The sequence below is a fragment of the Ligilactobacillus sp. Marseille-Q7487 genome, assembly GCF_949152225.1.
In the GTDB taxonomy this organism is placed as follows: domain Bacteria; phylum Bacillota; class Bacilli; order Lactobacillales; family Lactobacillaceae; genus Ligilactobacillus.
Genome location: NZ_CASCJC010000001.1, coordinates 1,268,395 through 1,282,869, shown reverse-complemented (window position 1 = coordinate 1,282,869; position 14,475 = coordinate 1,268,395). Strand labels below are relative to the sequence as shown.

At 37.2% G+C, this 14,475-nt stretch carries 10 protein-coding genes; 9 read left to right on the top strand and 1 reads right to left on the bottom strand.

Annotated features, from left to right (window positions below; translation table 11 throughout):
• Nucleotides 1–189: 189 nt before the first annotated feature.
• From QM017_RS06390 to rlmD, 9 genes are all read left to right on the top strand, one after another.
• Nucleotides 190–1,317: an ATP-grasp domain-containing protein gene (locus tag QM017_RS06390; protein ID WP_282709175.1), complete on the top strand. Its 1,128-nt coding sequence runs from the start codon at nucleotides 190–192 to the stop codon at nucleotides 1,315–1,317.
• A 79-nt stretch (nucleotides 1,318–1,396) separates the two neighbouring features.
• Nucleotides 1,397–3,649 carry a DNA helicase PcrA gene (gene pcrA, locus QM017_RS06385; RefSeq protein ID WP_178196074.1) on the top strand — a complete coding sequence of 751 codons (2,253 nt, stop codon included), beginning with the start codon at nucleotides 1,397–1,399 and terminating at the stop codon, nucleotides 3,647–3,649.
• A gap of 14 nt (nucleotides 3,650–3,663) precedes the next feature.
• On the top strand, nucleotides 3,664–5,682 hold the full coding sequence (gene ligA, locus QM017_RS06380) for an NAD-dependent DNA ligase LigA (protein ID WP_282709174.1): 2,019 nt from the start codon (nucleotides 3,664–3,666) through the stop codon (nucleotides 5,680–5,682).
• A gap of 34 nt (nucleotides 5,683–5,716) precedes the next feature.
• Nucleotides 5,717–6,832 carry a CamS family sex pheromone protein gene (locus QM017_RS06375; RefSeq protein WP_282709570.1) on the top strand — a complete coding sequence of 372 codons (1,116 nt, stop codon included), beginning with the start codon at nucleotides 5,717–5,719 and terminating at the stop codon, nucleotides 6,830–6,832.
• Between the two features lie 72 nt (nucleotides 6,833–6,904).
• Complete coding sequence (gene gatC / locus QM017_RS06370) at nucleotides 6,905–7,207, top strand: Asp-tRNA(Asn)/Glu-tRNA(Gln) amidotransferase subunit GatC (protein WP_178196070.1); 303 nt, start codon at nucleotides 6,905–6,907, stop codon at nucleotides 7,205–7,207.
• A 2-nt stretch (nucleotides 7,208–7,209) separates the two neighbouring features.
• Nucleotides 7,210–8,673 carry an Asp-tRNA(Asn)/Glu-tRNA(Gln) amidotransferase subunit GatA gene (gatA, locus tag QM017_RS06365; RefSeq protein ID WP_282709173.1) on the top strand — a complete coding sequence of 488 codons (1,464 nt, stop codon included), beginning with the start codon at nucleotides 7,210–7,212 and terminating at the stop codon, nucleotides 8,671–8,673.
• Nucleotides 8,673–10,106 (top strand): Asp-tRNA(Asn)/Glu-tRNA(Gln) amidotransferase subunit GatB, encoded by a 1,434-nt coding sequence (gene gatB / locus QM017_RS06360; protein ID WP_282709172.1) that lies wholly within the window; start codon nucleotides 8,673–8,675, stop codon nucleotides 10,104–10,106. The genes gatA and gatB overlap by 1 nt, the downstream gene beginning before the upstream one ends.
• A gap of 30 nt (nucleotides 10,107–10,136) precedes the next feature.
• Nucleotides 10,137–11,141 carry a diacylglycerol kinase gene (locus tag QM017_RS06355; protein WP_282709171.1) on the top strand — a complete coding sequence of 335 codons (1,005 nt, stop codon included), beginning with the start codon at nucleotides 10,137–10,139 and terminating at the stop codon, nucleotides 11,139–11,141.
• A gap of 114 nt (nucleotides 11,142–11,255) precedes the next feature.
• Nucleotides 11,256–12,632, top strand: coding sequence for a 23S rRNA (uracil(1939)-C(5))-methyltransferase RlmD (gene rlmD / locus QM017_RS06350; RefSeq protein WP_282709170.1), 1,377 nt, complete (start codon nucleotides 11,256–11,258; stop codon nucleotides 12,630–12,632).
• 451 nt (nucleotides 12,633–13,083) lie between these two features.
• On the opposite strand, the gene QM017_RS06345 is transcribed toward rlmD, so the two are convergent.
• Nucleotides 13,084–14,373, bottom strand: a complete 1,290-nt coding sequence (locus QM017_RS06345; RefSeq protein ID WP_282708737.1) for an ISL3 family transposase — start codon at nucleotides 14,371–14,373, stop codon at nucleotides 13,084–13,086.
• Nucleotides 14,374–14,475 lie beyond the last annotated feature (102 nt).

Genomic DNA, 14,475 nt, shown 5'->3' with positions numbered 1-14,475 from the left:
TTTTTAAGCATCTTGGCACAGGCTCAAGATGCTTTTTTTACACGCAGAAGTGTGTTAAACATGCTATAATGAACTTGAGATATTTATATAGTTTTAATTATGAGAAATTAAAAAGAAAGGAAAGCTACGAATTAATCCTAAAATCATTTTGGTTTTTAGGATTTTATTTTGTAGTGATGGGTGATAGTTTTGGTAGGTGATGTCTTATACTTTAATAGTACAATTGGAATTATCGGTGATAGTCCCAATGGCATTATGCTTGCACGGACAGCTAAACGCATGGGTTTTAGAGTTTTAGCCTATGGAACAGATGAAAATAATCCAACTTTAAATGAAGCAGATATGAAGTTTGTCGGTAATGGTTTTGATAAACTTAAGTTGCAAGATTTTGCGCAACGCTGTGATGTTGTGACTTACGAATCAACACAGGTTAGTGTAGAAAGTTTACGCTTTATTCAGCAATATACCAATCTTGTTCAAGGGTGTGAAACGTTAGAATTGATGCAAGACAGATTGGTTGAACGCGCATTTTTTGAACAACTTAATTTGAATGTTGCTCCATACGCAACTGTTGTTGGTTTAGATGATATTTATCAAGCTGTAACTTCGATAGGTTATCCATGTGTCTTAAAACCGATTCAAAAAAATTATGGTAAACAACGTGAAGTCTTGATCCAAAAACAAACTGATATTGCCAATTGCGCTGGTGTATTAGAACTGGGAACATATATTTTAGAATCATACTTATCACGAGCTAAAGAAATATCTGTGATTGTAGCTTTAGATCGTAACAAACGAGCACAAGTTTTTTCACCAGTAGAATGTGTTTATCAAAAGCAAGACTTGCATAAGGTTTTAACACCAATTAATTTAGAAAAAACAGTTCAGCAAGAATTATGGCGTCAGGTCAAAGAAATTGTAAGTGAGCTAAATTATGTAGGTGTATTGAAACTTGGTTTTTATTTAACAGCTAGCCAAATGATTTATGTTAAAGATGTCGTTCCAGCCCTTCATCCAGCAGGGTATTTGTTTGATAAAGCGACAAATATATCGATGTTTGAACAACACATTAGAGCTTTGGCTAATATTCCGCTTGTTACACCTAAGCTTTTACAACCAACAGTACAAGTGATGATCAATGAACAAGATCAAGGAGCTTTACGGACGCAGTTAGTGTTAAAGGATAACTGGTTTTATAATTATTATCGGTATCCAGAAGCTTTACAAAAGCAAACAAAGCAAGGATATTTATTAGTTTTAGCCGATAATGTTTTAACTGCCAATCAACAGATTGAAGCAACTGGGATTTGGGAATAATAAACAAAAACAGCCTGCTAGGAAAATTAAGGTTTTTTAAACTTAGTCTAGACAGGCTGATTTTTGTTATAATTAAAAGATGACTAACTTAGAGAGGATAAAAGACGTGACAGTAACAAATTTATTAGCTAACATGAACGAAAAACAAGCACAAGCGGTAACTTGCACTCAAGGTCCCTTATTAATCATGGCAGGAGCAGGTAGTGGTAAGACACGGGTGTTGACGCATCGAGTTGCTTATTTAATAGAAGAACAAGGAGTTAATCCGTGGAATATTTTAGCGATTACTTTTACGAATAAGGCTGCTAAAGAAATGCGTGAACGAATTGATAACTTGATTGGTGAAGGTTCACAAGATATTTGGGTATCTACATTTCATGCGTTATGTGTACGGATTTTACGTCGTGATTGTGAAAAAATCGGTTACGAACGAGCTTTTGGAATTGCTAGTACAAGTGAACAGCGAACTTTAATGAAAAACATTTTGACGGAATTAAATGTTGATATTAAAAAATTTGATCCACGAGCGATTTTAAGTGCTATATCTAATGCAAAAAATGATTTATTAGATCCTAAACAATATGCACAAATTGCTAAAGCTCAGTTTGAAGAACTAGTTGCTAAAGCTTATGTGATGTATCAAGAACGTCTGCAAGCTAATCAAGTGATGGACTTTGATGATTTGATTATGCAAACAATTGAATTGTTTAAGCAATCACCTGAAACATTGGCATTTTATCAACGCAAATTCAAGTACATTCACGTTGACGAATACCAAGATACTAATGAAGCACAATATGTATTGGTTAATATGTTAGCCAAAGAAAACAGAAATCTGTGTGTTGTTGGAGATGCCGATCAAAGTATTTACGGTTGGCGTGGGGCTAACATGGAAAATATCATGAATTTTGAAAAAGATTATGCTGATGCAACAGTAGTTAAGCTTGAACAAAATTATCGTTCAACCAAGACGATTTTACAAGCGGCTAATGACGTAATTGAAAACAATATTAATCGTAAAGACAAAACATTGTGGACACAAAATCAAACAGGCGAAAAAATTGTTTATTATCGTGCTCAAAACGCTAACGATGAAGCTTATTATGTAGTTAAACAAATCCAACAACAAATACAAGAAAAACAACGTAATTTTGGTGATTTTGCAATTTTATATCGAACTAATGCGCAATCACGTATGATTGAAGAAACATTCGTTAAAGCTAATATTCCTTACAAGTTAGTGGGCGCTCATAAGTTTTACGAACGTAAAGAAATCATGGATGTATTAGCTTACTTGAAATTAGCAGCTAATCCGAAAGATTCAATGAGTTTTAGTCGAGTAGTTAACGAACCTAAACGCGGTATTGGCAAGATGAGTCTAAATAAATTGCAAGACTTTGCTAATATGCATGGATTATCGTTGATTGAAGCTGCAGAAAATGTGGTAATGACAGATATTACTAAAAAAGCTGCGACACAATTAGAGGAATTTGCGCGCTTGATTCGCAAGCTAAATAGTTTTGAAAAAACAGCAACGATTACTGAGATGACTAAAAAAATCTTGGATATAACTGGTTATAAAGCTGCATTAGAAGAAAGTAAGACATTAGAAGATCAAAGTCGTTTAGAAAACTTACAAGAATTTCTTAGCGTAACGCAACAGTTTGATCAAGAATGGCAACCAGAAGATGAGCAAAGTAATCCGTTTGTAGATTTCTTGGCTGATTTGGCTTTAGTATCAGATCAAGATAGCGTAGAAGAAGAACCAGATGAAGTGACCTTGATGACGTTACATGCTGCTAAAGGATTAGAGTTTCCAGTTGTCTTTTTGATGGGGATGGAAGAAGGATTATTCCCGTTAAGTAGAGCAGCTTTTGATGAAAATGAACTTGAAGAAGAACGTAGATTAGCATACGTCGGTATTACTAGAGCAGAAGAAGAACTCTTTTTGACCAATGCTTTTTCACGAATGTTATATGGAAAGAGTCAAAGTAATGCAGTTTCACGCTTTATTGGTGAAATTACCCCGGAATTGTTGGAATTTGAAAACAATACTGCTGCACAAATCCCATTTAGCAACAAAACGAAACAAACACAAACTGTTAAAAAAACAATTTATCGCAAACCAGCTGGAACGATTGAAAAGAATCAAGGTACTGGTGCAGATAAAAAAGAATGGAACGTTGGCGATAAGGTTAATCATAAGGCATGGGGAATTGGTACGGTTGTTAAGGTAAGTGGCAGTGGCGAAAATATGGAATTAGATATTGCATTTGAGGGTCAAGGAATCAAGCGTTTATTAGCAGCATTTGCACCAATTACTAAAGCATAGAAAGGAAGAAAAACATGGAGCGTAGCCAAGCAGAAAATAAAATAGCGCAATTACGTGCACAATTAGATGAATGGAGTCATCAGTATTATGTATTGGATGCGCCTAGCGTTCAAGATTATCAATATGATCAAGCTTATCAAGAATTGTTGGCATTAGAAAAGCAATTTCCAGATTTAATTAGTCCAACTTCGATCACTCAACGTGTTGGAGGTCAGATTTTAACCGGTTTTTCCAAGGTACAACATCAAATTCCAATGCTTTCGTTAGGCGATGTTTTTTCTAAAGAAGAATTAGGCGATTTTGTTCAAAAACTATGGGAAAATACCAAGCAAACTTGTGCTTATAGTTGCGAGTTAAAAATTGATGGCTTAGCAATTTCATTGCGCTATGAAAATGGTGTATTTGTGCAAGGTGCAACACGTGGTGATGGTTCGATTGGCGAAGATATTACGGAAAATCTAAGAACAATCAAGGCAATTCCTTTACAGTTGAGCGAACCGGTCACAGTTGAAGTGCGTGGTGAATGCTATATGCCTAAAGAAGCATTTGCTAAATTAAACGAGCAGCGCGAACAAAAGGGTGAAGCTGTTTTTGCTAATCCGCGTAACGCGGCAGCTGGTTCTTTGCGTCAATTAGATACCAAAGAAACTGCTAAACGTCAGTTGAGTTGTTTTATTTATTATGTAATGGAACCACAAAAATATGGTTTGATGAGTCAAACACAAGCCTTGGCTAAATTAAAGGAATGGGGCTTTAGAGTCAACAAACAAGCTCAACAAGCTACAAGTCTAGAACAAATTATGGAATATATCGATTTGTATCATGAAAAGCGGAGTAGCTTGCCATATGAAATCGATGGAATTGTTTTGAAAGCTGATCCATTTAGTGTTCAACAAGAATTGGGCAATACAGTTAAAGTTCCGCGTTGGGCAATTGCATATAAGTTTCCACCAGATGAACAAGAAACAATTGTGCGTCAAATCGAATGGACAGTCGGTAGAACTGGGGTTGTAACACCGACTGCTGTGATGGATCCTGTTTTGTTAGCTGGAACAACGGTTAGTCGTGCTTCGCTACACAATCCTGATTATTTGAAGCAAAAAGACATTCGCTTATTAGATACAGTTAAATTGCATAAAGCAGGTGATATTATTCCTGAAATATCGATGGTTGTACTGGAAAAAAGACCCAAAGATAGTCAAGAATATCAAATTCCAACGACATGTCCACAGTGTCAGGCTAAATTGGTGCATTTGGATGAAGAGGTCGCTTTACGGTGTATCAATCCTAAGTGTCCAGCTCTTTTAAAGGAAAGTTTAGCGCATTTTGCATCTAGAAATGCAATGAATATTGCCGGATTAGGTCAAAAAATTGTTGAGCAGTTATTTGATAAACATCTAATCGTTGATGTGGCGGATTTATATCGCTTAACTTATGAAGATTTGTTGAAACTTGATAAATTTAAGGAAAAATCGGCTACCAACCTATTGACAGCAATTGATGCTAGTCGGCATAATTCTATTGAACGCTTGTTATTTGGGCTAGGTATTCGCCATGTTGGAGCTAAAGCAGCTAAATTGTTAGCACAACATTTTGGTGATGTCGAAAGCTTGTCCCAAGCAACGAGTGAAGAAATTGCGCAAATAGACTCATTGGGTCAAGTAATTGCCGATAGTGTGGTCGCTTATTTTGCCAACCAGCAAGTTAAAGAGTTAATTGCCGAGTTAAAAGCGGCAAATGTTAATTTGAAATATTTAGGTTTGAGTCAAGAGCAACAGCAAAATGTGACGAGTGCGTTTAGTGGATTGACAGTTGTTTTAACTGGAACATTAGATCAAATTAAACGGGCTGATGCTAAGAAATGGTTAGAAGAACACGGTGCTAAAGTAACTGGCAGTGTGTCTAAAAAAACCGACTTGTTGATTGCTGGACATGATGCTGGTAGCAAGTTGACTAAGGCAACAGATCTTGGAATAAAAATTATCGATGAGGCAACATTTATCAAACAAATGGAGGAAAGTCAAAGTGAATAAAAAAGTGCGTATCTTATTTGTTTTGAGCTTAGGCATGTTATGTTTGAGTGGATGTGGCAAATTAACGAGTACAGACGATACAACTTCATCAAATAATACCAGCAAGTCTAGTAAAAATTTCCAGGTTACTGGACAAAATGATGATTCTCAATATCAAGGTGTTGTAGAAGATGGTAAGTATAAGACAAGTAAATCTCGAGGCGTAGGTTTGAGTCAAAATACAGATAATTTATTGAACTTAAAGAGCTTCGAATCGGGAATGCTTGACATTTCTAAGACACAGTTTTCACCTAAAAAATATATTTTTCAAGAAGGTCAAGTTTTATCTAAGGCAACCGTTTTAGATTGGCTAGGGCGTAAGTCAAAGGACAATCCAACCGGATTAAACCCTGAAGATAATGGCCAACTAGATGCTGATAAGCGTAATCCGATGTATGTTCAACAAATCGAAGAACAAGACTATATGAAAGAAGAAAACGGCAAATTAGTCTTAGCCGGCATGACGATTGGGATTGGCGTTAATAGAAAAGACTATTATCAAAAAGAACAATACGGTGCGACATTTACGACCGATATTTCTAAAGACGAAATGATTAAACAAGGAAAGATTGCCGCCCAAAAAGTCTTGGAACGACTCAGAAAAATGAATAAGGTTGGCAATATTCCTATTGTGATTGCAATGTTTGAACAAGCCCCAAATGATAGTCTTGTCGGCGGTTCATTTTATGCATATACCGTCAGTGAAAATGGAAGTACGCAAATCGAAGACTGGACAAACACCGATATCACCAGTTGTGTCTTTCCAGTAACCGATGGTAAAACCGTACCAAACGATAACGATGCGACTTCATTTGACGGTTTTAAATCTAAAATTGAAAATTTCTTCCCGAATTTAGCGGGAGTAACGGCGCAAGCCCAATATAAAAACAAGAAATTACAAGGATTAAACGTCAATATTACGACACAGTTTTACAGTGAAACTGAAATTACGAGTTTTACGCAATATGTAGCCCAAGCTGCTAAGACTTATCTACCAAGCGGAGTAGAAGTCGATATCTTGGTTAAAGGATCTGACGGTACAGTGCAATCATTTTTAGCACGTTCACCAGACGATAGCGATTATTACACACATGTTTTTAGTAGCTATTAAACAAGAAACGTTCAAAAGTTAGTCTAATCTATGCTAAAATGTTAGATAAATAAGTTAAAAAGAGGGATGACGATGGCGATTACTAGAGAAGAAGTCAGACACGTAGCTAGTTTGGCGAAGTTAGAATTCAGCGAAGAAAAATTAGATATGTTCGCCGCACAAATGGACGACATCATCAACATGGTACAACAATTAGCCGAAGTTGATACGACCGATGTGCCGGTAACAACCCATGTGACAGACGCATTTAACGTGATGCGTGAAGATCAAGCAGTCAAAGGGACGGACCGTGACTTGTTGATGGAAAATGTACCAGAAAGCCAAGATGGTTTCATCAAGGTGCCAGCAATTATCGATGAAAGCGAGGAAGGCTAAGCATGGATTACTTTAAGACGGATTTAGTGAGCTTACACGAAGCTTTAGTTAACAAACAAATCGGGGTAGAAGAATTGGTTAAAGATACTTTTGCCACGATTAAAGAACGTGACCAAAAAATTGAAGCATTCTTGGCCTTAAACGAAGAACAAGCTTTACAAAAGGCTAGAAAATTAGATCAAACAGGGATCGATCCACAAAATGTTTTAGCAGGGATTCCTTTAGGAATTAAAGATAACATTGTGACAGAAGGGTTGACGACTACGGCAGCTAGCAAGATGTTAGCTAACTTTAAGCCAATTTATAATGCAACGGTCATGGATAAATTAGAAGCTAAAGATGCAATCAACGTTGGTAAGCTTAACATGGATGAGTTTGCGATGGGTGGTTCAACTGAAAATTCTGCTTTTAAGATTACTAAGAATGCTTGGGATCAAACTAAGGTTCCAGGTGGATCTTCTGGTGGATCTGCAGCAGCTGTGGCATCTGGTCAAGTGATTGCAAGTCTTGGTTCGGATACCGGTGGTTCTATTAGACAACCAGCTGCTTATAACGGGATTGTTGGGGTTAAGCCAACTTATGGCCGTGTATCACGTTATGGTTTAATTGCTTTTGGTTCAAGTTTAGATCAAATTGGACCATTGACCAAAAATGTTAAGGATAACGCATTGTTATTAAATGCAATTGCAGGCCATGATAGTCGTGATTTCACCAGTTCAAGTCAAGCTGTGCCAGACTTTGCAGCTGGATTAGACGGCGAAGTTAAAGGAATGAAGATTGCAGTTCCGAAAGAATACCTAGGTGAAGGAATTGCTAAAGAAGTAAAACAAGCTGTTAAAGATGCAATTGCAACGTTTGAAAAGCTCGGAGCAATCGTTGAAGAAGTCTCTTTACCACACAGCAAATATGGTGTGCCTGTGTATTATATTATCGCTTCTTCTGAAGCATCTTCTAACTTACAACGTTTCGATGGTATTCGTTATGGATATCGGGCTAATGACGTTAAGAGCTTAGAAGAAGTGTACGTACGTTCACGTTCTGAAGGCTTTGGTGATGAAGTTAAACGGCGGATCATGTTGGGGACATTTTCATTATCTGCGGGCACATATGATGCTTTCTTTAAGAAAGCTGCACAAGTTAGAACGTTAATTTGTCAAGATTTTGCTAATGTCTTCAAGGATTATGACTTGATTTTAGGCCCAACTACGACTGGTGTGGCCTTTGGAATCGGTGAAGAAATCAATGATCCAATCCAAATGTATATGAATGATATCTTGACGATTCCAGTCAACTTGGCTGGTTTACCAGGAATGTCATTGCCATGTGGATTTGCGAATGGTCTACCAATCGGTTTACAATTAATTGCACCACAATTTATGGAAAGTACCATGTATAAAGCTGGTTATGCCTTTGAACAGGCAACTGATTTTCATAAACAAGTTCCTGTGATTGGAGGTCAAAACTAATGAACTTTGAAACAACAATCGGACTTGAAGTCCATATCGAAATGAAGACGAACTCCAAGGCTTTTTCGCCTTCACCAGTTCAATATGGTTGTGAACAAAACACCAATACTAACGTAATTGACTGGGGCTATCCTGGAGTGTTACCGCAAGTCAATAAAGGTGCACTTGAATTTGGGATGCGAGCAGCCTTAGCCTTGAATTGTGAAATTCAAAAAGACATTCATTTTGATCGTAAAAACTATTTTTATCCAGATAATCCTAAAGCTTATCAAATTACGCAATCCCAAACACCAATTGGACATGATGGTTGGCTAGAGATTGAGCTTGAGGATGGCACTAAGAAAAAAATCGGGATTGAAGAAATGCACGTTGAAGAAGATGCCGGTAAAAATACCCACAATCCAGACGGCTATTCTTATGTTGACTTGAACCGTCAAGGGACACCATTGATTGAAATTGTCTCAAAACCAGATATTGCTTCACCTGATGAAGCCTATGCTTATTTGACACGTTTACGTCAAATCATTCAATTTACTGGTGTGTCTGATGTGAAGATGGAAGAAGGTTCAATGCGTGCCGACGTTAACGTTTCAGTTCGTCCAATTGGAGCAACAAAATTTGGAATAAAGACTGAAATGAAGAACTTGAACTCCTTTGAACATGTGCGCAAAGGGCTACAATACGAAGCTAAGCGTCAAATTCAATTGATTATGGCAGGTGGTCAAGTTCAACAAGAAACCCGCCGTTTTGATGAAAACACTGGTGAAACAATCTTGATGCGTGTCAAAGAAGGAGCTAGCGATTATCGCTACTTCCCAGAACCAGACTTGCCACCAATTCATATTTCTGATGAATGGATTGAACAAGTTAAAGCTTCGATTCCAGAAATGCCAGATAAGCGCCGTCAACGTTATATCAACGAATGGGGCATTACTGAATACGATGCAGGTGTCTTGACACAAAGTAAAGAAATGTCTGATTTCTATGAAGCAACTGTTGCAGGTGGAGCTGATCCTAAATTAGCTGCTAACTGGTTACAAGTAGAAGTTAACGGCTATTTGAACTCAAACAAGTTAGAATTAGACCAAACTGCTTTGACACCACAACATTTAGCTGACATGATTAAATTGATTCAAGATGGGACAATTTCTTCGAAGATTGCTAAGAAAGTCTTTAAGCAAATCATCGAAAATGATACCGATCCAAAAGCTTGGGTTGAAGAAAAAGGTATGGTACAATTATCTGATCCAGCTAAGTTGCAACCAATCATTGATGAAGTTTTGGATAACAACCAACAATCAATCGAAGACTTCAAGAATGGTAAAGATCGTGCGGTTGGCTTCTTAGTGGGTAACATCATGAAGCAAACCCGTGGTAAAGCTAACCCACAAGTTGTTAACAAGTTATTGATGGAAAGCTTGAAGAATCGCTAAAATTTTAAAGTACAAGTAGAGGAATTTAAGATGAAAAAGCGTTGTCGCATTATTTATAACCCGACTTCTGGTAGAGAAGCCATGAAAAACGACTTGGTTGACATTTTGAATATTTTAGAAAATGCTGGGTATGAAACAAGTGCTTTTGCAACGACTCCAGAACCAGATTCCGCTAAAAACGAGGCTATGCGAGCTGCTAAAGACGGTTTTAATCTGATTATTGCAGCCGGTGGCGATGGCACGATTAATGAGGTGGTTAACGGGATTGCACCGTTAAAGCATCGGCCTAAAGTCGGGATTATCCCAGCTGGGACGACCAATGATTATGCGCGGGCCTTAAAGATTCCCCGCGAAAATCCAATTGAAGCGGCTAAGGTGATTGCTAAAGGACAAACGGTTAAGATGGATATTGGTAAGGCGGGCGAAACTTATTTCGTTAATATCGCTGCTGGTGGCTTATTAACCGAGTTGACTTATTCGGTGCCTTCACAACTTAAATCGTTGTTTGGCTATCTAGCTTATTTGGCTAAAGGTGCTGAATTGTTACCACGTATTAAGCCAATCAATATGCATATCGAGTATGATGATGGGGTTTACGATGGGAAGGCTTCGATGTTTTTTTTAGCCTTGACTAATTCGGTTGGAGGCTTTGAGCAAATCGTGCCAGACGCTTCGCTTGATGATGGCAAATTTACCTTAATTGTGGTTAAAACTAGTAACCTGGTAGAAATTGTCCAGCTGATTGCGATGGTCTTAAATGGTGGTAAACATATTAATGATCCACGCATCTTATATGTTAAGACCTCTAAGGTAGTCGCAAAGCCGGTTGATGAAAAAATGATGATTAATATCGATGGCGAATACGGTGGGGATGCACCGATGACTTTTAAAAATTACAAGCAACATATCGAAATGTTTGCTAACACCGATGCAATTCCAGATCAAGCAATTACGGCTACTCCAGATGACTTTAAAGAAAATTTCTTTAAAGAAGTCGAAAACTTGAATGAAACAAATTTTGAAGAACAAAACTAAGCTTTGATGATGAATTCTTAGCAATATGCTATACTTTATCATGGAGCTGCAAGCAAAAAGCTAAGCAGATGCTTGGCTTTTTTGTTTGGCAAAATGAACGTTGAGGAGAAAATAATGGCAAAAGTAAAATTACCAGTCCAAAAAAATCAAAAGATTACGGCAACGATTGCGGATTTGACTTATGAAGGAATGGGTGTAGCTAAAGTAGAGGGTTACCCATTGTTTGTGCAAGCTGCTTTACCTGGTGAAGAAGTGGTCTTACATGTCTTAAAGACCAATAAAAATTATGGTTTTGCTAAAGTGGTAGAGTGGATAACTAAAAGTCCTGCCCGTGTGGAAGGCAACGGCAATGCCTACACGCAAACAGGGATTGCCCCACTGCAACATTTGGCTTATGCTGAACAGTTGAAGTTTAAACGTAAATTAGTGGTTGATTTGTTAAAAAAAGCGCACTTAGAAGACTTAGAAGTCGCTCCAACGCTAGGAATGAGCGAGCCACTGCATTATCGCAATAAGGCTCAAGTTCCCGTACGGATGGTTGATGGTAAATTGGCAACCGGCTTTTTTAGAAAAGGCAGTCATAAATTTGTCGCTTTGAAAGATTTCTTGATTCAAGATCAACGGATTGATGAGGTTTTACAGGTCTGCTGTGAAATCTTACAAAAACATGGTATCAGTGCATATGATGAAGAAAAGCATCAAGGGACGTTACGGCATTTGATGGTGCGAAGAGGCTATTATTCTAAGGAAGTCTTGGTCGTTTTGGTGACTAGAAGTGCTAAGCTAAGAGACGCCCAACAAATCGCTCAAGAAATTATGGCAACTTGTCCAGATGTGGTCGGTGTTTTGCAAAATATCAATTCAGCCAAGACTAATGTTATTTTAGGCGAAACTACACAAAATCTTGCCGGTAAAAATGAAATTATCGATGAGCTAAATGGCTTGAAGTTTAAAATCTCGGCCCAATCATTTTACCAAGTTAATCCAACACAAACTGAAAAATTGTATAATTTGGCGATTGAACAAGCCGGCTTGAGTGGCCAAGAAACCGTGATCGATGCATATTGTGGGATTGGCACAATTTCGCTAAACCTCGCTAAACATGCTAAAAAAGTGTATGGCGTAGAAATTGTGGAACAAGCGATTGAAGATGCTAAACAAAATGCTAAGCTAAATGGTTTGGCTAATATTGAATTTGAAGTTGGTAATGCCGAAGATTGGATGGCGACTTGGCAAAAACAAGGTATTAAACCCGATGTAATTGTGGTTGATCCTCCACGCAAAGGCTTAACGGAAAGCTTGATAACAAGTGCAACACAGATGCAGCCACAAAAAATTGTCTATGTCAGTTGCAATCCAGCCACCTTGGTGCGTGATTTGCAAAGCTTCATGGAAAAAGGCTATCACGTCAGTGCTCCATTACAACCCGTTGACCAGTTCCCACAAACGGCACACGTCGAGAGCGTGACAGTCCTTGAGCGGAAAAAGTAGGGTGCCAGAAACGGCGCTGTTAAGGCATTTATAAAATTACGAAATGTGTATCTATTCGTGACCAGTTCCCACAGATAGACACACTTTTTTGTTACCAAGTTAGAAGCCTTGATTTAATAGTCTTCTCTTAAGTGGTGATATGCTCCCACAGACGACCTTCAAAATTGGCTTAATTTCGGGGTGATCGGTTTACACAAACAGGGTGATTGAATAAAGTTGATATGTTCCCACAAGCCACGTTGACCTGTTTCCATAGTTAGTAGTGATAGGTTCCCACAAAACCAAAAAGCACCCAGCCAAATTGACTGAGTGCGAGATTAAACGGCTATGCTTTAATTGTAATCACTTCACCATCCTTGAAAGTAAATGGTTCTTTGTCAAAAAGGACTGATGCCAAAATTTTAATTATTATTTTTAAACTATTAGATGGAAGTCTAATAGTTTTTTTGTTTTAGGTGGAGAAGAAAATTACATTATTTTTTAGCGAAAGCAGAATCCTGAGTCTAAAATGCTTAAAATTATTATAGCCATAGGCTATACGCTTAATTACTTTAATGTGATTATTGACGCCTTCAATAGGACCATTGGTAAGTCTAGGTAAAACAAAACTATTTTCTATTTCTGCCTTATGCTTCTTGATAGTTTTTAAAGCTTGTCTCATTTCTGGTGGAGGATTCCAAGAAACTGTATCAGTTAATAAATTTAGTAATTGACAACTGTTTTTACGGTACATTTGTAGAAGTAACTGATAATATTCATAGGCTGTTTTCAATTCAGAAGACATATCAAATAAACGATCTAAAACTTCAGAATCGCTTAATTCAGCGTATTTAAAATTTATCCTTGGATAATATCGATGATAATCAACATCATCTTGATTTTTTAGAAGTAGTTTCCAAAAACGTTTCAAAGCTCGATACTCATGGGTTCCAGCTCCATATTCTTTCATAACCCTAATTCTAATTTTATTCATAGCTGTATATGCCTGTGTAACCACATGAAATTTATCTGCAATAATAAATGCATTAGGGAATAGCTCCTTAATCAAACTGCGGTAAGGTGCATATAAGTCAACAGTTATAGTCATTACTGATAATCTAGCTTTGTAACTATATTGAATGAAATAATTCCTAAGGAATTTATTATTTCTTTCAGGAATTATATCTATAATCCGATGATTGACTGCGTTGATTAAACACATACTCATACCACTAGATGAAAATCTTTTACCAGATTTGAAGTCATCTAAGGATAAGTGACTAGGAAGCCAGTTACAATTGACTTTAAAATTATTTTCTACATTCTCTAAAGATCTAATAATTGTGTTTGAAGATGTAAAAGAGTCCGCAGCAATTTCACACATAGGTCTGGATAGACTTAAATCACGTACAAGTTTGGCTTTAACAGCATTAGAAAAATGATCATGATAGTTAGTATCTTTAAATTTAGCTGTCGCAGTCTTTTTGCACTCAGGACACAGATACTTCTGTTTTCTTATAGAAAGCACAAGCTTTTTACCAGCAGAAGAAAGATGAATATTATTAACTACTTTAGTGCCGTTATGTAACATCAATGCTTTACAATTAGGGCAATACATAGGGTAAGACAAATATAGATGACAGAGCAAAGCCTTACTATTTTTAATAATTTTTTCTTCAATATACGAAGTATATTGATATTTAGGGTCAATAGTTAAATTAGGGTCTGTAATTCCAAGTAAAAGTTTGATATTATTATCCATAGAGATGGTGTCCTTTCTTTAATTAGATTGGCGTTGTGGGCCATCTCTTTTATTTTGCCGTAAAAATGGAGAAAATAAAAGAAGGACCGTAATGCAAAAAAA